This is a genomic window from Pseudomonas sp. CM27 (assembly GCF_013179515.1).
GTDB lineage: Bacteria > Pseudomonadota > Gammaproteobacteria > Pseudomonadales > Pseudomonadaceae > Aquipseudomonas.
In genome coordinates this window covers 1-16,679 of sequence record NZ_JABMCN010000036.1, presented here as the reverse complement: position 1 = coordinate 16,679, position 16,679 = coordinate 1, and the positions used below count along the sequence as shown (strand labels likewise).

17 protein-coding genes are annotated in these 16,679 nt (G+C 58.8%); 5 read left to right on the top strand and 12 right to left on the bottom strand.

The window, feature by feature from the left end:
- Nucleotides 1-369: 369 nt before the first annotated feature.
- Nucleotides 370-2,163, bottom strand: coding sequence for an anti-phage dCTP deaminase (locus tag HP547_RS06810; RefSeq protein WP_172285861.1), 1,794 nt, complete (start codon nt 2,161-2,163; stop codon nt 370-372).
- A 693-nt stretch (nt 2,164-2,856) separates the two neighbouring features.
- Between HP547_RS06810 and HP547_RS06805 the strand changes: the two genes are divergently transcribed.
- The 3 genes from HP547_RS06805 to HP547_RS06795 are packed head-to-tail and all read left to right on the top strand — an operon-like array spanning nt 2,857 to nt 3,733.
- The gene (locus HP547_RS06805; RefSeq protein WP_256676278.1) at nt 2,857-3,156 is read left to right on the top strand and encodes a hypothetical protein; all 300 of its coding nucleotides are present in this window, start codon (nt 2,857-2,859) and stop codon (nt 3,154-3,156) included.
- The gene (locus tag HP547_RS06800) at nt 3,153-3,404 is read left to right on the top strand and encodes a hypothetical protein (RefSeq protein WP_172285860.1); all 252 of its coding nucleotides are present in this window, start codon (nt 3,153-3,155) and stop codon (nt 3,402-3,404) included. The genes HP547_RS06805 and HP547_RS06800 overlap by 4 nt, the downstream gene beginning before the upstream one ends.
- Before the next feature lie 26 nt (nt 3,405-3,430).
- Complete coding sequence (locus HP547_RS06795) at nt 3,431-3,733, top strand: hypothetical protein (protein WP_256676277.1); 303 nt, start codon at nt 3,431-3,433, stop codon at nt 3,731-3,733.
- A gap of 383 nt (nt 3,734-4,116) precedes the next feature.
- On the opposite strand, the gene HP547_RS06790 is transcribed toward HP547_RS06795, so the two are convergent.
- The 5 genes from HP547_RS06790 to HP547_RS06770 form a co-directional block, all read right to left on the bottom strand.
- Complete coding sequence (locus HP547_RS06790; RefSeq protein ID WP_172285856.1) at nt 4,117-5,097, bottom strand: hypothetical protein; 981 nt, start codon at nt 5,095-5,097, stop codon at nt 4,117-4,119.
- 125 nt (nt 5,098-5,222) lie between these two features.
- Nucleotides 5,223-5,492 (bottom strand): helix-turn-helix domain-containing protein, encoded by a 270-nt coding sequence (locus HP547_RS06785; RefSeq protein WP_172285854.1) that lies wholly within the window; start codon nt 5,490-5,492, stop codon nt 5,223-5,225.
- Between the two features lie 83 nt (nt 5,493-5,575).
- Nucleotides 5,576-5,950 carry a hypothetical protein gene (locus tag HP547_RS06780; RefSeq protein ID WP_172285852.1) on the bottom strand — a complete coding sequence of 125 codons (375 nt, stop codon included), beginning with the start codon at nt 5,948-5,950 and terminating at the stop codon, nt 5,576-5,578.
- Nucleotides 5,947-6,132, bottom strand: a complete 186-nt coding sequence (locus tag HP547_RS06775; protein WP_172285851.1) for a hypothetical protein — start codon at nt 6,130-6,132, stop codon at nt 5,947-5,949. The genes HP547_RS06780 and HP547_RS06775 overlap by 4 nt, the downstream gene beginning before the upstream one ends.
- Nucleotides 6,129-6,332 (bottom strand): helix-turn-helix domain-containing protein, encoded by a 204-nt coding sequence (locus tag HP547_RS06770; protein WP_172285849.1) that lies wholly within the window; start codon nt 6,330-6,332, stop codon nt 6,129-6,131. Before HP547_RS06770 ends, HP547_RS06775 begins: the two co-directional genes overlap by 4 nt.
- Nucleotides 6,333-6,422: 90 nt before the next feature.
- Between HP547_RS06770 and HP547_RS06765 the strand changes: the two genes are divergently transcribed.
- Nucleotides 6,423-6,992 carry a hypothetical protein gene (locus tag HP547_RS06765; RefSeq protein WP_172285847.1) on the top strand — a complete coding sequence of 190 codons (570 nt, stop codon included), beginning with the start codon at nt 6,423-6,425 and terminating at the stop codon, nt 6,990-6,992.
- Here HP547_RS06765 and HP547_RS06760 read toward each other — a convergent pair.
- Nucleotides 6,989-8,203 (bottom strand): tyrosine-type recombinase/integrase, encoded by a 1,215-nt coding sequence (locus HP547_RS06760; RefSeq protein ID WP_172285845.1) that lies wholly within the window; start codon nt 8,201-8,203, stop codon nt 6,989-6,991. The two genes, HP547_RS06765 and HP547_RS06760, sit on opposite strands and share 4 nt — an antisense overlap.
- A gap of 206 nt (nt 8,204-8,409) precedes the next feature.
- The gene (locus tag HP547_RS06755) at nt 8,410-9,777 is read right to left on the bottom strand and encodes an amino acid permease (protein ID WP_172285843.1); all 1,368 of its coding nucleotides are present in this window, start codon (nt 9,775-9,777) and stop codon (nt 8,410-8,412) included.
- A 656-nt stretch (nt 9,778-10,433) separates the two neighbouring features.
- On the opposite strand from HP547_RS06755, the gene HP547_RS06750 reads away from it, so the two are divergent.
- Nucleotides 10,434-11,432: a sensor domain-containing diguanylate cyclase gene (locus HP547_RS06750; protein ID WP_172232817.1), complete on the top strand. Its 999-nt coding sequence runs from the start codon at nt 10,434-10,436 to the stop codon at nt 11,430-11,432.
- Between the two features lie 191 nt (nt 11,433-11,623).
- On the opposite strand, the gene lpdA is transcribed toward HP547_RS06750, so the two are convergent.
- Genes lpdA through HP547_RS06730 form a run of 4 tightly spaced genes read right to left on the bottom strand, consistent with a single transcriptional unit; the run spans nt 11,624 to nt 16,576 of the window.
- Entirely contained in the window at nt 11,624-13,003 is a 1,380-nt protein-coding gene (gene lpdA, locus HP547_RS06745) for a dihydrolipoyl dehydrogenase (protein WP_172285841.1), read from the bottom strand.
- Nucleotides 13,004-13,005: 2 nt separating this feature from the next.
- A complete protein-coding gene (locus HP547_RS06740) occupies nt 13,006-14,283 on the bottom strand; it encodes a dihydrolipoamide acetyltransferase family protein (RefSeq protein WP_172285839.1) in 1,278 nt (425 codons plus the stop codon).
- Nucleotides 14,284-15,342, bottom strand: a complete 1,059-nt coding sequence (locus tag HP547_RS06735; protein WP_172229243.1) for an alpha-ketoacid dehydrogenase subunit beta — start codon at nt 15,340-15,342, stop codon at nt 14,284-14,286.
- Between the two features lies 1 nt (nt 15,343).
- Nucleotides 15,344-16,576, bottom strand: a complete 1,233-nt coding sequence (locus tag HP547_RS06730; protein WP_172229241.1) for a 3-methyl-2-oxobutanoate dehydrogenase (2-methylpropanoyl-transferring) subunit alpha — start codon at nt 16,574-16,576, stop codon at nt 15,344-15,346.
- Between the last annotated feature and the right edge of the window lie 103 nt (nt 16,577-16,679).

The window sequence follows — 16,679 nt, the reverse complement described above, 5'->3', positions numbered from 1 at the left end:
GGTTTTCCACACGCTGCATCATGTCGAGTCGACTGATTTTGGTAGTTTCGCCCTGGATGATCTCCCAAGTTTTTCGGGAATTCTCGATGCACTCAAATCTGAGCACATCCCCCAACCTGGCGATGCCCTCAAACCTGAGGAGATCTGAGCAGCTTTGCTCATATCTCGCCGGCCCGCTCCTACAGAGAACCGTCCACCTTTGGACGCATCGTCTCGGTCCATCCTGAACTGGATACATCCTCAGATTGAGGAAGTACTCGGACCGATCCTCCCATTTTTGAATGGCAGGTGTCCGTTCGCTCAGGGCAGGGTGAGGGGAGGTCACATTGGTCCCCCCCTCTCTCTATTTTTGAAGCACGAAGCTCAGTATCAGCTGTTGGCGGTTTCGCTATTGAAAACAGCTGCGGCCTGGGCTTCAGTGTTCAAATAAGATATAGGGAGTAAGGGTACCCTTGCCTTGGCCTTGGTTTTATCCCAGTCGACGGTCAATCCGTCGCTACTTTTTCTTTTTAGTTTGCTCCCGGCCCCAAGGTTCATGGAGAAGAAGTCTAAAAATCGTCTTGCGCCAACGCCAGTGAACGGCTCGAAGGTAACATTGTCCGAGGGCTTAGAGCTTTCGAGTGTAGTATTTAGTTCGACAGAGTCGGAGTGGAATTCGAGTGCTTTGCTTTTTGGGTAGGGTTCAACATAAATAACTCGTTTAATACCCGCTGCGATGATGTGCTTCGCGCAGTTGTGGCATGGGAAAGTAGTGCAGTAAAGGTCGGAGTCGGCACAACTAATGTCGGATCTGCTGCATGATAGTAATGCTTCCATTTCTGCGTGAACCACTCTGCCGAACTCAGTTAGATCTCGGATTCTACTCTTCTCAAGAATGGCTTGGATGCCTTTGAATGCTTGTTCTGTTACTTCTTGCTCTGCATTGAGGTCGTTTATTTGAGAGAGGATTTCTCTTATGATCTCAGTTTGCTCTGATTTGTTTGAGTCCTCTCCGCGGGTATAGTCTTTCCCTTGCGGTGTATCAGAAACTATCCCGCTATTTTCATCAATTTCTGCCCAATACAGCCCTCCTCCTGATTTTGGAGAGTCATTGGCCCCGGTCGCTATTATTTGTCTTTCTTTGGTGATCACAGCCCCAACCTGCCTTGAAAGGTCACCCGAACGAACCGAACTCGAGAAGGCCATGAACATGGCGAACTCGTCGAAGGTGGGGTTTCTGTAGGGGTGGGACAATATGAGTTCTAAGAATCGTTGAATAGTGTTTTTTACTTGGTCGTCGTTTTTTCCTAAGTTTATGAAGAAGTCAGCCAGGTGGTAAGTGTCTCTAGTTCGTTGGCCGTGCGTGATGTTTTCATCTTCATCCGTCTTTGTTACTTCTAAGGCCTCTGACTGCGAAAGGCCTTTGTCATTCATTAAGTAGTGAAGGCGTCGCTTTGGGTCTGCGTGGATGCCGAATAAGTAAAATCCTTGGCCGTAAATTTTCCTTAAAAGTTCGACTTCTTCAGGGTGCTTTAGGGAGTTGATAATGTAAGCTCTTTTTTTACTGGAATCGCTCCGAGCTTCTTGGATGCGTTTCGCAGCGCCATAGGAAAGTATGGCGTTGTTTTTTGTGCTTTCTCTAAGTTGGTCTCCGGCTTGCATCAGTGCTTTGATTCGAATGTACTCAGAACTACCGTCTAAACTTGCCTGCTGTGCAGAAAGTAGTGAGGATATTTTTATCTCCTCCACGCTATAGCCAAATTGTCCAACTCTATCTTTTAATGGGTTTATAACTCGGCTAGATTCTGTGCCGACGGCGCTAACGATTCCGATTATTATTTCTGACTCGGTGAATTCTCCTTTTAGATGTTGGGCGGCGATATTGTCCAATATTGGTGGGGTGTTGATTTTTTTGGATTGGCTAATATCAGGTGGTGGCGATGGTCTTTCCACTGGCGGGAGATCTATTTCAGGTGCTAAAGCTGAAACAACCAAGCGTTCCAATGCGTCTTTTTTGTCGGGCTTACCTTGAAATTGTATGGTTCCAGTTCCTTCGAACCAGTTCATTACTCCGCCATCTAACCGCAGTACTTTTTTTCCGGATTGTGTTTCATCCCATTCGCCACCAACACTGCTTAACTTAGCTTTTAGGGTAGGGTAGCTTTCGGTAAAAATAAGCTTCATTGGTTTCTGTTCCTTCAGGGTTGGTACCCATGTTAACAATGCGAGCCGAATAATTGGAGCATACGAGAGGCTAGCAAAATGCCACATCATGGTCCAGGCAACCGACAGTCACAGTTGCCCCCCATTTCTCCCGCACCCGCCGGCGTAGCTAGATCTAATGGTGAAACGTAAAGTCAGCTAAACCACAGATGCTCATTGGCGCTAGCCAGAGAGTAATAGTGGCCACGCAGCTTGCACGCTGCTGCAGGACAAGGTTCAGATCTCAGCCCGGCTTCTGCCGTTCATCAAGCCTGCAAAAAGTTTGCACACCCCTACTTGCGTCAGTACTGACGAGGTGTCAATATGGCTTTCCGTTAGTACGGACGAGGCGGCAGATGATAGATAGCAACGAGCTAAAACCCAAGACCAGCACCGAGCGCCAAAGAGATCTCAAGGCTCGCAGGGTCGCAGACGGTTACAAGCACACCACAGTATGGATTCACACCGAAACAGAGCAGGAAGGGCGCCAGGCGGCGCAAGACGGTAAGCCACTAAAGCCTCAGGGGAGCAAAGACCCTATTAGTTGGGCGATTGGGTGGCTGAACGAAAAGGGCAAGCAGTAAAGGGTGGGATTCCCCCACATTTGAAGGTGGCCAACCCGGTGCTCGAACACCGGGAGGGCCGGTCACACGACGACGCTTAGAGGCACACGTCATGCAACGTAAACAAGATACCAGCACCACGCAACAAGGCCAAGAGAAGGCCGAACCAGCGCGCCCAATGCGCTATTTCACAGACACGGCCAAGCGCATCGAGGAGAGCCTGGAGATCATGGCCGTCTTGGCCGGAGTGCTTGAGCACAACAACGCTTTCAAGAGCTGCGAGCCGGGCGAGCACCCTGCAATGATCAACGAGCGCGGGGAAGATGGGGTAGTGCGGGCCATGAGGGTCATTGCATGGGCTGCACACAGGGAGTTCTGCCAAGTGGCGACTGACCTGGAGATCCCGCAATGATCAACGCCCCTGACCTTGACGATAACAGCGATATTTTCAGCGCCCTTTACAGGCTGGTGTGCGCACGCGCCCAGGAGACGCGCTTGCCGATCGAAGTGATCCTTTGCCAGGTCATCTATCAGGCCTCCTATGAGATTCTCCTGGGAGGCGAGATCTCTCGAGAGATGATCACTGGCGTTGTGGAGGCGGCCGCGGTACAGCTTGCGATCAACTCTCAGGACGAGGACGCACAAGGGGGTGATCAATGAGAGCTGCATACTCAAGTCAACCAGCCTTGGCCGGCCTCGATGCTGAGCAGTTGGCGGAGCTGGCCCTGATGGGTCTGCGGTACCGGGCCCTCGGCGCGGGAACCATCGACTTCAGCGACCCATCGCGGCTGGATGTGTACTGGACCGGCACGCGAATGGTCGAGAAGGCGGTCAAAGAAGCTGTGAGGTCCGCAAAGGGCCGGTCGATCGACGCTGAACGAAAGGTCGGAATTGCGATTGGTCACCTGACTGGCCTGTTCAACTGCAGTGTTATCGACAATGACACGTACATGGCCCAGTTCAAGATCCTGCTCGACAGTCCCCGCTGAGCTTGGCTGATTTCTGAGCCGAGCTGATCAAGTTAAATGGGCACTACCCTGGTCCGGGGTGGTGCCCATTTCGTTGTGGGGCAGATGGTCCAGATCTGGTTCGTCAGGAATAAGGTGATGCTGGATTCACCGCGTACCCTCATTACTCGCTTTTGAGGAAAGTGTGACTAACACGCAACCTCCAGGCAGCGTTACGCGCTGAGGGCCTGCTTGGATGTCTGCTCGCTTTTTGTCTTCGCGCTTTTTTATCGCTTTCCACATCATGATCATCGAGCCCATCTCGCGGCAACCTCGTTTTTCGATGCCTCGTTGCATCTGCACTTAGTTTACTTGATCTACCTTGATATCAACACTTAGGTTACTTGACTTACCTTGATACCCCTTTAGAAACCTTTATAAGCCTTGATATCAACAACCACGCCTTTGGGGCGGCAAATTTCTTCAACGTTAGCCACCATGGCCTCTGTCTGATCTCTCTCAAGCGCCCACCAGCGTGACGTTTTCCCCGTCTTGGGGCGATAGGTCATTCGGTACAAGCCAACCATCGACGCTTTGCCGATGTGCTTCGGTGCGATTCCTATTTCATCGTAGAAAGAGATCTGCCGAGCAAAGCCTTCGCCGCCGCTCCCTTCCAGCCAATTGTGAATGACTCCAATAGCCTGGTTTGTCTCGTCATTTACAGGGTAGATGAGCTCGGAGTCGTGCTCGCAGGATTCGGCCATGTAGCTAACCTTTTGAAGTAGGCCAAGGCTTGCAAGAGGTGAAAGCACCACCCAAGCCCCCTGATTACCTGCCTCATCCGTGGCACCATTGAGCGTTGATAGCGCCCCTGAGGTCCAGGCCAGCGTTTTCTGACGTTCAAACCCGTAAAGAATGAATGGGCCGATTGGGCAGATTGTTTCGCGAGAGTACTCCTGTCGAACTAGGCGACGAGGCAGCCCCCCGTCGTTGTCGATATCGTGCTCTGCGTAGAGCTCAATGAATTTCTGTAGCAGGATCAGCTCACCTGTTTCGCGGAGCTTCGTCACAGGTGGGACCTCATCGCCTGCGCCGTCAATGAGTTCGTTGGGAAGCCATATCAGTTTGGCGTCATCCTTAGGCTTACTGATCTTGTAGCGTGGCTTTTTCCCGGCCTTTAGGACCTTCACAATCTCATTTTCGATCAAAGCATCGATCGCTTCTTTTGCGCGCCGCCAAGAGATCCCGGTGCGCTCAAATATCGCTTGAGCACTCCAGGATGTAGTCGAGTTGTCTTTCCCTGTTCCGCGGGCCAGAACAAGAAGTGAGACGGCCGGCCTGATGCCTAAGTCGCACGCGGCTGAGAACTCGTCTGTACCAATTGCAAAAAAGTTTCCCTGGCTCATTCGGCTTTCATATCCCCTATGGTCAGCTTGCTAAGGCAAAATGCCATAGATATTTGCGTTTTTGTAGCTATGACTGAGAAGGGCGCAGGGGGCGCGATCTCAAATCGCACCCCCTGGCTGCCGGTTTAGTCTTTGTCGTCGGACAGGACGTAGAGGCCCACGCGGTGAGGCCGCCGGCCGGGCGCCGCAACCTGATAGCACCACCTGGTCAAAATCCCCCAGCCTTGTAGGCGAAGGTGCCGGATCGTGGAGGGCGGGTGAATGATATCCAGATCCTGGGCAGCCTCGATTGAGGAGACGGGCCCCTTCTTCAAGGCCTCAATCAACCGCTGGGCCTGCGCGTGGGTGGAATGGTTGTCAGGCAGATCGTGATCTGCGATAGTTTTGGCCGTCATAGAGGCTCCTTTCACTAGGGGTCAGGCCCGGGTGGTGGTGGTGCACTGCCCGGGCTGCGTTTCTCTCCCCCCTATCCCATGCGTTATTCTCCAGAGCTATCTGCAGCTGCGGCAGCGTCGAGCACAAGGCTGAGAAAGCCCTTGGTGGCCTCGGCAGCTTTGACTGAAGACTTGGCCAACTTGATGACTTCCTGAGGCGTACCATATCCGGCGGCGATCATTCGCAGGCCAGTGGACAGCAGACTGACCATGGCGTGCGCCTCATCCACGGCCGTGTGAAGGTCGTCATAGGTTGGCCGCTCTGGGGTGGTGCTTGGGGTTGGGGTATGGGTAGAATCGGGGCGCTGTGTAGTTGTCTTTCCAGATCGCTGTGCGGCACGCTGAGCCAGTGCCTCTAACACTGGCTCGGCACCACCCTTCACAATCGCCAACCTTGGCGCCTCTTTTCTTGCTGTCATGACTGCGGCTCCTCCAGAAGGCGCCCGAGCACCATCCACAGAACTGCTGCTTTTTCCTCTTCCCAGCGCTTGGCCAGGCGCTCGTACTTGCTGGTATGAGTGGGAATCCCCTGCATTGCCTTGAAGGTTTCACAGGCCAGCAGCATCACCGACTCCTCCGAATCGCTGAACTTCATGATCATCGGGCGTTCTCCTTGGCTGCGCGCTCGATAAACGCCTTCAGCTCGGACATGAGCGCCAGGCGGCGCCGGCCGATCTTGAACGTCTTGATCTCCCCCTTTGCAATGAATTCGTAGGTAGCCGACCGGGAAATCCCGAGAATGCGACCTGCTTCCTCCACACCAACGGACAGCGGCGGGGTCGGGTGTTGAGCTTGTTCCATGATTCTCTCCATTGACCGGTACAAGATTCCGGCTTGATGAGAATCCTATTGCTGCAATGCGTGCACGTCAACTGCAATCACGAGCTGATTATGAACGCATGGACTTCGCTGGACGCAAAATGTAGCATTCGCTTTACGCTTAAATTGAGAGGTGTGGACGTGATGGCGAAGAACAAGCCCAGTCAGGGTGCTCGTAAGACAGAGACGCTGACTCTCCGCCTTGACCCAAAGGTAAAGATGATGATCGAGATCATTTCTCGAATTCGTCGGCAGTCGATCACTGGCGTGGTAGAAGCGGCCATTGAGGAGATCGCCTTTGATCTGGACACGCCGTATTTTGACGATGGTGAAACACACAACCACTCGCTTGGAGCAATCTTTTCAGAGGTCTGGTCCTCCGATGAAAGCGAGCGTTTTATTAACATGTGTCACCGACTGCCTTCTCTGATGACTTATGAGGAGCAGAGAATCTGGGAGACTATTAAGTCATCCAAGTGTTTTTGGGAGAACGGCGCGAGTCAAATTCTTACTGACTGGTCGGTTGCTGGATTGGGGCGCATAGATCGCTCTAACCTGCGTCTTTGGTGGAATGACCTAATGGATCATGTCGAAGCGCACAAAGACAGCCGAACAATTGTGTCTTTCGAACCGTCATTCTAAATGAGCTCTACGGCAGCAGCCTTGCTGTCTGGGGCAAGGTGGGCGTAGCGCAGCGTCATCTTGATGTCGGAGTGCCCAAGCAGATCGCGTACCGTGTTCAGCGGCACTCCAGCCATCACCAGGCGCGATGCAAAGTCGTGCCGCATATCGTGCCAGCGGAAGCCGGTTATCCCTGCACGCTCCAGCAGTCCGAGCCACGCGCTTTTGACGTCCTCGAGCCGTCCTCCATCAGATGACGGGAATACGAATCCTGACTTCTTTCGGCGTTCCCTCTGCCAAACCTGAAGAGTTTCGAGAGCCTCCTTGTTCAAGGGAATGTGGCGAGTCTCATTGGTCTTGGCTGTATCGCCGATGATAGTAAGTGTCTTGGTCGCAAAGTTGACTCTTGGCCATTCGAGGTTGAATAGCTCGCCGCGGCGGATACCGGTGTTAAGTGCTACCAGCACCATTGGCTTTAGATGGTCAGTGAAGACCCGGCCTGCCAATGAAGGGAGCAGCTTCCGGCCCCTAGCAGTTCGCCACGTATTGGCGCTTTCGCGATCTGCCCGGGCTTCATCTTGGCGATCGTCCAGGGCCTTGCGCAGTTGTTGGTTTTCATCAGCGCTCAGGTAGCGTACCACCCCCTTGCTGTCTACCTTAAGCTGCTTGAGTTTGGCCATGGGGTGGGTAGTGATGATTTCCCATTCCACCGCTCGACTGAATACACCGCTGATGCTGCCCATCTTCCGATTTACCGTCGCCGGCTTGTTGCCGGACTGCAGCCAGGCCGTGCGGATTTGCTCCAGATCGCGGCCGGTGATGGCGTCGATGCGCTGCGGCATGATTGTCTCGAAGTTGTTGGCCAGCGTGTGGGCGGTCTTCTCGTAGCCGCGGTGATGCGCCTTGAACCAAGGCAGATAGGTGTCGGTGATGAAGTCGCGCAGGGAGGGCAGGGCGGCTCCTCGGCGCCCCTGCGAGACGGCGGTGGGCTCGCCGTGCTTGCGAGCCTCAGCAAGGTACTGGGTAGCTTCCTGGCGGGCCTGCTCGAGGGTGAGGATACCCACCCGGCCCAGGGTTTTCTTGCGGCCCCTGGCCCAGGTAACGACATAGGATCTCGCCCCTGCGGCGGTCACGCGCACGAAAAGCCCAGTGATGGTAGTGTCGTGGACTTCGTACTCGCGACCGGTGACCTGCAGGCCGGCCAGCAACTTGGCGGTTAGCTTCTCTTTCACTTCGTCCCCGTGGGTGCATTGTGGGTGCAGAAATGAATATACGGGGGCGTCTGGTCGGACGCAACTGGACGAAAAACCTAGTAAATACGGGCGTAGTCCAGTTGCTGCGGTGGTTAAAATGGCCCTCCTAAGGGGAAGGTTGGCAGTTCGAACCTGCCCTGGGACGCCATTTCTTGCCTCTCCCGTGCCCGCAGGGCAACACTCCGTCAGCTGGCCACAAGCTTGCCTGCCAGGCGCTGACGCATCACCAGATACCCCGTCAAGACCAGCCCCACTGCCAGCACCGTAAACCAGAACTGGAAGCGCGACGCCGGGTCGAACGCCTGGGTGCCGATCACCGTTAGCAAGGCGAACAGCGCGACCAGATTGGCATACGGGAAGAACCAGGCACGGAATGCGTTCGGGTCGACGGGTTCGTGGCGGGTTTTCCAGCGCATGGCCACGTGGGCGATGATGATGAAGATCCACACGATCATCACCAGGCTGCCGGTGCTCTTGGCCAAGGTCATGAACAAGTCGCCGCCGCTGAGAAAATGCACGGTCAGGATCATCACGCAAATCGACAGGCTCAGCAGCAGCGCATTGATCGGCACGCCCTTGGCGCTGGTACGCGAGAACAGCTTGGGCGCGTGCCCACGCTGGCTCAGCGAGAACAGCATGCGCGAGTTGGAGAACATGAACGAGTTCATCACCGACATGAACGAGACGAACAGCACCAGCTTCATGGCCACTGCCGCGCCGCCGAAACCGGCCAGGCTGAACAGCGAGACGTAGGGCGAGGCCAGGTTGGCCTTGTCGGTCCACGGCAGGCACAGGATCAGGATCGACACCGAGCCGACATAGAACAGCATCACCCGCAGGATCACGCTCTTGATCGCGCGGATCACGTTCTGCCGCGGGTTCTCCGATTCACCCGCCGCGACGGCGGCGATTTCGCTGCCCCCCAGCGAGAAGATCACCACGATCACGCCGGCCATCACCGGCGACAGGCCGTTGGGCATGAAGCCGTCATGGGCGGTGAGGTTGACCAGGCCGGGGGAGGGGATATCGCTGTGCAGGCCGAGCAGGATGGACAGGCCCAGCAGCATGAAGATGAAGATGGTGGCTACCTTCATCGCAGCCAGCCAGTATTCCACTTCGGCAAACGAACGCACCGAGTAGGCATTGCTGGCCATCAGCGTCACCAGCATCAGGAAGGCGCCTGCCCAGATCGGCAGCCAAGGCAGAAAGTCATGCAGGATGGCGCCCAGCAATACGGCTTCGAGGGTGATGGTCATCATCGACTTGAACCAGTACAGCCAGCCGACGGCAAACCCCGCCCAGTCGCCCAGGTACATGTTGGCGTAGGTCGAAAACGACCCGGCATCCGGGGTGCGGCAGGCCATTTCCCCGAGCATGAACATGACCAGCGTGACCACCAGGCCGCCGATGAAGTACGACAGGATGGCTGCAGGCCCCGCCGATGCGATCAGCGCCCCCGAACCCATGAACAACCCTGCACCGATCACCCCGCCTAGCGCAATCATGGTGATATGCCGCTGCTTCAGGCTTTGCTTCAAACTGTTGGATTGCATTTCCTTGTCCTCTCTTATTATGGGGGGATACGAAAACATCCCCCGACGCAGGCGTCGTCATGCGCCTGCGTCGACGCGCGGCTGCCTTTTACAGGCAATGGCTACCAGCCTGCCACCATGGACAACAAGACCAAGGAGCTCAAACGAATTCTGTGCACAACGTCCTGCCGATTTTTCCTGAGGGTTGTTGTGCTCCATGCTGCGGCGCAGAGCCTTTGGCGGCGGTGGAAGTGCCCTGCAGCGCCCAGTGTTTCAAAGCCCAAAGGACACCCATGCCCACGCCACCGGCCAGGGCCGCGCCCAGTCTTCAGGAATGCCAGCACCCAGGTACATGGCCACCAGCACGGACAGGTTCCAGCCGAAGCACATGGTGATGGCCGTGCCGGCTTGGTAGGGTAGGCATCGCCGCATGGCGTTTGCCCGGCGCCGAGGGCAACCAGAAGGTTGCCGCTGTGGAAGAGGCGTTGCTGCAACTGGCTTGAGCCGTTGCCGGGGAAAACCGTAGGCAAATAGCGCGTTGGGGCTATTCCGGTGGCGGCACGTCGGGCATATGCTTGCCCGTCAAAGGCATGATGTTGCCGTCTGCGGCAATTGCCATCATCGTCGGCAGCCCCTATGAAACGGGGCGCAGTTGCTGGGCATCAGGGAGAGCGTCCATGAATCAGGAAACCAGGCCGGCACCTGCAGGCTTCAGTGAACAGCAGCTGCACACCTTGTTCGAATTGATCAGTGATGGCATCTGGGACTGGAATGCCAACACCGGCTATGTCTACCGCAACCCAGGCTGGTACGCCATGCTCGGGTACCCCAGCCATTCCATGGACAACTCGGTCCTCACCTGGGAAAACGTCATTCACCCAGAGGACTACCCGCGGGTAATGGCCCATTTCGAAGCGTATATCCAGCAGCGCAACGAACATTACCTGGTCGAGTACCGCTGCCGGTGCCGCGATGGCAGCTACCTGTGGATCGAAGACAGCGGCTACATCATCGCCCGCAACGAGGACGGCTCGGTCGCGCGCATGCTGGGTGCCCACCGCAACATCGATGCCGGCAAGCGCCTGGTGGCGCAGCTGGAGCAGAAGAATAAGTCGCTGGAGTGCCAGGTGGCCGAACGCACCCGTGAGTTGTCCTGGGTGAACCAGCAGCTGCAGCGGCAACTGGACGAAAACCGCGAACTGGCCGAGCGCGATGCACTGACCCGCATTGCCAACCGTTATCGGCTGGAAAAGGCTTTGCAGCGGGAATGCGAGCGAGCCCAGCGCTTTCGCCAGCCATTGTCGCTGATCGCCATGGATCTGGATGATTTCAAGCCGATCAACGATTGTTACGGCCACGCTCGCGGCGACGCGGCGCTGGTACGGGTGGCCGAGAACTTGCGCACATGCCTGCGCGATATGGACCTGTTGGCCCGCTGGGGCGGTGACGAGTTCGTCATTGTGCTGCCGCAGACCACGCTGGGGGAGGCATTGGATGTGGCAGTGCGCTTGCGCCGGGTAATGGAGCAGGTGGAGCCGGTGGGGGATTGTCGGTTGACCATGAGTTATGGCGTGGTGCAGTGGCAGGAAGGGGAGGACCAGCAGGCGCTGCTGGCGCGTGCCGACCAAGCGCTTTACCGGGCCAAGGGGGCCGGGAAGAACGCCATAGGTCAGTGAGTTGGTTTATGGTTTTAGGATATCGCATCAGGGCTGACAGGTGCTTGCCGCGAGAGGTGCAGCGCCTGTGGCAAGCACCTATCAGCCCAGACGATCCATGTGGCCTCCCGCCATCACCCCTACCCCAGACAAAAAAACACCCGCAACGCCTCACGGCGCAGCGGGTAAAATCGGCCTGGGCCGCTTCAGTGTCAGATATGCAGGGCGTGGCCCAGCGCGCGCAGCGCCGCTTCCTGTACCGCTTCACCCAGCGTCGGGTGCGCATGGATGGTGCCGGCCACGTCTTCCAGGCATGCGCCCATTTCCAGCGACTGGGCAAATGCCGTGGACAGCTCGGAAACCGCCACGCCCACCGCCTGCCAACCCAGGATCAGGTGGTTGTCGCGGCGCGCCACCACGCGCACGAAACCGCTTTTCGCTTCCAGGCTCATGGCCCGGCCGTTGGCGGCGAACGGGAACTGCGCGACGATGCAGTCCAGGCCTTGCTGGCTTGCCTGCTCCGGGGTCTTGCCGACCACGACCACTTCCGGGTCGGTGAAGCAGACTGCGGCAATCGCCGTCGGCTCGAAGCGGCGCGCCTTGCCGGCGATGATCTCGGCTACCATCTCGCCCTGGGCCATGGCCCGGTGCGCCAGCATTGGCTCGCCCGCGACGTCGCCAATGGCCCAGACGTTATGCATGCTGGTCTGGCAGCGCTCGTCGATGGCGATTGCGGCGCCGTTCATTTTCAGGTCCAGGCATTCCAGGTTGAAACCTTGGGTGCGCGGGCGACGGCCCACGGCCACCAGTACCTGGTCGGCCTCCAGCCGCAGTTGCCCGCCCTGGCCATCGGCGGCCAGCAGGCAGCCATTTTCGTAACCTTCGACGCTGTGGCCCAGGTGCAGGGCGATGCCCAGCTTCTTCAGCGACTCGGCCACCGGGGCGGTGAGCTCGCTGTCATAGGTCGGCAGAATGCGCTCGCGCGCCTCCACCACACTGACCTGCGCGCCCAGCTTGCGATAGGCGATGCCCAGTTCCAGGCCGATATAGCCACCGCCCACCACCACCAGGTGTTGCGGCAGGGCTTTCGGGGCCAGGGCTTCGGTCGAGGAAATGACCGCGCCACCCAGCGGCAGCATTGGCAATTCGACACTGCTGGAGCCGGTGGCCAGCAACAGGTGTTCGCACTGGATGCGCTGGCCATCGACTTCGACCTGCTTGCCATCAAGCACCTTGGCCCAGCCCTGCACCACCTTGACCCCGTGCTTTTTCAGCAGGGCGCCAACGCCGGTGGTCAGGCGGTCGACGATGCCGTCTTTCCAGGCCACGCTCTTGCCGATGTCCAGCTGCGGCGAGGAGACGCTGATACCCAGCTCCGATGGCCCGGCAAACCGTGAGGTCTGGTGGAACTGCTCGGCCACGTGGATCAGCGCCTTGGACGGGATGCAGCCGATGTTCAGGCAGGTACCGCCCAGCGCCTGGCCTTCCACCAGCACCGTAGGGATGCCCAGTTGCCCGGCGCGGATGGCCGCCACATAGCCGCCAGGGCCGCCGCCGATGATCAGCAAGGTAGTTTGGATAGTCTGTTGCATGCTCACTCCACGAACAGGCAGGCGGGTTGTTCGAGCAGGCCACGCACGGCCTGAATGAACAGCGCGGCATCCATGCCATCGACCACACGGTGGTCGAACGAGCTGGACAGGTTCATCATCTTGCGCACGACGATCTGGCCGTCGATCACCACTGGCCGCTCGACCATGCGGTTGACGCCGACGATCGCCACTTCCGGGGTATTGACCACCGGCGTGCTGACGATGCCGCCCAAGGCGCCCAGGCTGGTCAGGGTGATGGTCGAACCAGACAGCTCATCGCGGTTGGCCTTGTTGTTGCGCGCGGCAGTGGCCAGGCGCGAAATCTCGCTGGCGTTGGCCCACAGGCTGCCCGCTTCGGCGTGACGCAGTACCGGCACCATCAGGCCGTTGTCACCCTGGGTGGCGATACCCACATGCACCGCGCCATGGCGGGTGATGATCTGGGCTTCGTCGTCGTAGGTGGCATTGATCTGCGGGAAGTCACGCAGCGCCACCACCAGCGCGCGCACCAGGAACGGCAGCAGAGTCAACTTGCCGCGGCTGTCGCCATGCTTGCTGTTGAGCTGCTGGCGCAGCGCTTCCAGGGCGGTGACGTCGATTTCTTCCACATAGCTGAAGTGCGCGACCCGACGTTTGGCATCCTGCATGCGCTGGGCGATCTTGCGGCGCAGACCGATCACCTGCACCTGCTCGCTGTCGGTGCGCCTGGCATAGCCAGTTGGCGCCTGCCCGGCGGCACTCTGCGGCTTGCTCATGAAGGCGTCGAGGTCTTCATGCAGGATGCGCCCGGCCGGGCCGCTGCCATGCACGTAACGCAGTTCGATACCGGCATCCAGCGCGCGCTTGCGCACTGCCGGCGACGCCAATGGCTTGTCGCCCGGCTGGCGCGGCACGATGGGGGCGGCCTCGTGGTTGACCGGCGCCTGTTGCTGGTAGGCAGCGGGTTTTACTGGCTGCTGTGGCTCCGGCTTGGTCGCCACCGGGGCCGCAGCGGTTTCGGCGGGTTTCGGCATTGGCGTATCCACATGGTTGCCGCTGCCTTCCACTTCGATGCGGATCAGCTCGCTGCCGACCGCCATCACTTCACCGGGCTGGCCACCCAGGGCCAGCACCTTGCCGCTGACCGGCGAAGGGATTTCCACGGTGGCCTTGTCGGTCATGACGTCGGCCACTACCTGGTCCTCGGCGATCATGTCGCCGACCTTGACGAACCATTCAACCAACTCGACCTGCGCGATGCCTTCGCCAATGTCCGGCATCTTGATGACGTGCGTGCCCATTCAGACCTCCATGACCTTTTTCAGTGCCGCACCTACCCGCGAAGGGCCTGGGAAGTAAGCCCATTCCTGTGCGTGAGGGTAGGGGGTGTCCCAGCCGGTGACGCGCTCGATGGGCGCCTCCAGGTGATGGAAGCAGTGCTCCTGCACCAGCGACACCAGTTCGGCGCCAAAGCCGCAGGTACGCGTGGCTTCATGCACGACAACGCAGCGGCCGGTCTTCTTCACCGACTCGACGATGGTGTCCAGGTCCAGCGGCCACAGGCTGCGCAGGTCGATCACTTCGGCATCCACGCCGCTTTCTTCAGCGGCCACCTGGGCCACGTACACGGTGGTGCCGTAGGTCAGCACGGTGACGTCATTGCCAGGGCGGGCAATGGCGGCCTTGTCCAGCGGCACGTTGTAGTAACCATCGGGCACGGCGCTGTGCGGGTGCTTGGACCACGGCGTTACCGGGCGGTCGTGGTGGCCGTCGAACGGGCCGTTGTACAGGCGCTTGGGCTCGAGGAAGATCACCGGGTCGTCGCATTCGATCGAGGCAATCAGCAGGCCTTTGGCGTCATACGGGTTCGACGGCATCACCGTGCGCAGCCCGCAGACCTGGGTGAACATCGCTTCCGGGCTCTGGCTGTGGGTCTGGCCGCCATAGATGCCGCCGCCGCATGGCATGCGCAGGGTCAGCGGGGCGATGAATTCGCCGGCTGAACGGTAGCGCAGGCGCGCCATCTCGGAAACGATCTGGTCCGAGGCCGGGTAGAAGTAATCGGCGAACTGGATTTCCACCACCGGGCGCAGGCCGTAGGCGCCCATGCCTACGGCGGTGCCGACAATGCCGCTCTCGGAGATCGGCGCGTCGAACACGCGGGATTTGCCGTACTTGGTCTGCAGGCCTTCGGTACAGCGGAATACGCCACCGAAGTAGCCGACGTCCTGGCCGTACACGACCACATTGTCGTCGCGCTCAAGCATGATATCCATGGCCGAGCGCAGGGCCTGGATCATGGTCATGGTAGTGGTGGCCATGGCGGTTTCCGGGTTGATGCTGTTGTTGTGGTCGTTCATCTCAAACCCCCAGTTCCTGGCGTTGACGGCGCAGGTGGTCGGGCATGTCCTTGTACACGTCCTCGAACATCGAGGCGGCGCTCGGAATGTGACCGTTGGCCATGGTGCCGTACTGCTCGGCTTCCTTCTGCGCCGCAATCACGGTGGCTTCGAACTCGGCCGTGGTGGCTTGGTGCTCTTCCTCGGACCAGTGGCCGATCTTGATCAGGTGCTGCTTCAGGCGGGCGATCGGGTCACCCAGCGGGAAGTGGCTCCAGTCATCGGCGGGGCGGTACTTGGACGGGTCGTCAGACGTCGAGTGTGGCCCGGCACGGTAGGTGACCCACTCGATCAGGCTCGGGCCCAGGCCCCGACGGGCGCGCTCGGCGGCCCAGCGCGAAGCGGCGTACACGGCGACGAAGTCGTTGCCGTCAACCCGCAGCGAGGCGATGCCGCAACCCACGCCACGGCCGGCAAAGGTGGTCGACTCGCCACCGGCGATAGCCTGGAAGGTGGAGATGGCCCACTGGTTGTTGACCACGTTGAGGATCACCGGCGCACGGTACACGTGGGCGAAGGTGAGGGCGGTGTGGAAGTCCGACTCGGCGGTGGCGCCGTCGCCGATCCAGGCCGAAGCGATCTTGGTATCACCCTTGATTGCCGAAGCCATGGCCCAGCCGACCGCCTGCACGAACTGGGTCGCCAGGTTGCCGCTGATGGTAAAGAAGCCGGCCTCGCGCACCGAATACATGATCGGCAGCTGGCGACCCTTCAGCGGGTCGCGCTCGTTGGACAGCAGCTGGCAGATCATCTCCACCAGCGACACGTCGCGGGCCATCAGGATGCTTTGCTGGCGGTAGGTGGGGAAGCACATGTCGGTGCGGTTAAGCGCCAGGGCCTGGCCGCTGCCGATGGCTTCTTCACCCAGGCTCTGCATGTAGAAGGACATCTTCTTCTGGCGCTGGGCGACCACCATACGGCTGTCGAAGATCCGCGTCTTGAGCATGGCACGCATGCCTTGACGCAGCACTTGCGGGTCGATGTCCTCGGCCCACGGGCCTTGGGCGTTGCCCTGCTCATCGAGCACGCGGACCAGGCTGTAGGACAGGTCGGCGGTGTCGGCAGCATCGACATCGACAGGGGGTTTACGGGCTTTACCTGCATCGTTCAGGCGCAGGTAGGAAAAATCGGTCTGGCAGCCTGGCCGGCCGGTAGGCTCGGGCACATGCAAACGCAGGGGGGCGTACTCGTTCATGCTGTTTACGCTCGCTCGGATATTTGTTTTTGTGAGCTCTGAAGCGGCCGCCGCTGAATACCGGCTTGTGACTGGTAGGTCAGCGTCATCTACATCTTAGTGG

Excerpts from the sequence above, each read along its gene's own strand:
- HP547_RS06810 (WP_172285861.1), bottom strand. The coding sequence starts at position 2,163 with ATGAAGCTTATTTTTACCGAAAGCTACCCTACCCTAAAAGCTAAGTTA.
- HP547_RS06805 (WP_256676278.1), top strand. The coding sequence starts at position 2,857 with ATGCAACGTAAACAAGATACCAGCACCACGCAACAAGGCCAAGAGAAG.
- HP547_RS06800 (WP_172285860.1), top strand. The coding sequence starts at position 3,153 with ATGATCAACGCCCCTGACCTTGACGATAACAGCGATATTTTCAGCGCC.
- HP547_RS06790 (WP_172285856.1), bottom strand. The coding sequence starts at position 5,097 with ATGAGCCAGGGAAACTTTTTTGCAATTGGTACAGACGAGTTCTCAGCC.
- HP547_RS06785 (WP_172285854.1), bottom strand. The coding sequence starts at position 5,492 with ATGACGGCCAAAACTATCGCAGATCACGATCTGCCTGACAACCATTCC.
- HP547_RS06780 (WP_172285852.1), bottom strand. The coding sequence starts at position 5,950 with ATGACAGCAAGAAAAGAGGCGCCAAGGTTGGCGATTGTGAAGGGTGGT.
- HP547_RS06775 (WP_172285851.1), bottom strand. The coding sequence starts at position 6,132 with ATGATCATGAAGTTCAGCGATTCGGAGGAGTCGGTGATGCTGCTGGCC.
- HP547_RS06770 (WP_172285849.1), bottom strand. The coding sequence starts at position 6,332 with ATGGAACAAGCTCAACACCCGACCCCGCCGCTGTCCGTTGGTGTGGAG.
- HP547_RS06765 (WP_172285847.1), top strand. The coding sequence starts at position 6,423 with ATGAACGCATGGACTTCGCTGGACGCAAAATGTAGCATTCGCTTTACG.
- HP547_RS06755 (WP_172285843.1), bottom strand. The coding sequence starts at position 9,777 with ATGCAATCCAACAGTTTGAAGCAAAGCCTGAAGCAGCGGCATATCACC.
- HP547_RS06750 (WP_172232817.1), top strand. The coding sequence starts at position 10,434 with ATGAATCAGGAAACCAGGCCGGCACCTGCAGGCTTCAGTGAACAGCAG.
- lpdA (WP_172285841.1), bottom strand. The coding sequence starts at position 13,003 with ATGCAACAGACTATCCAAACTACCTTGCTGATCATCGGCGGCGGCCCT.
- HP547_RS06740 (WP_172285839.1), bottom strand. The coding sequence starts at position 14,283 with ATGGGCACGCACGTCATCAAGATGCCGGACATTGGCGAAGGCATCGCG.
- HP547_RS06735 (WP_172229243.1), bottom strand. The coding sequence starts at position 15,342 with ATGAACGACCACAACAACAGCATCAACCCGGAAACCGCCATGGCCACC.
- HP547_RS06730 (WP_172229241.1), bottom strand. The coding sequence starts at position 16,576 with ATGAACGAGTACGCCCCCCTGCGTTTGCATGTGCCCGAGCCTACCGGC.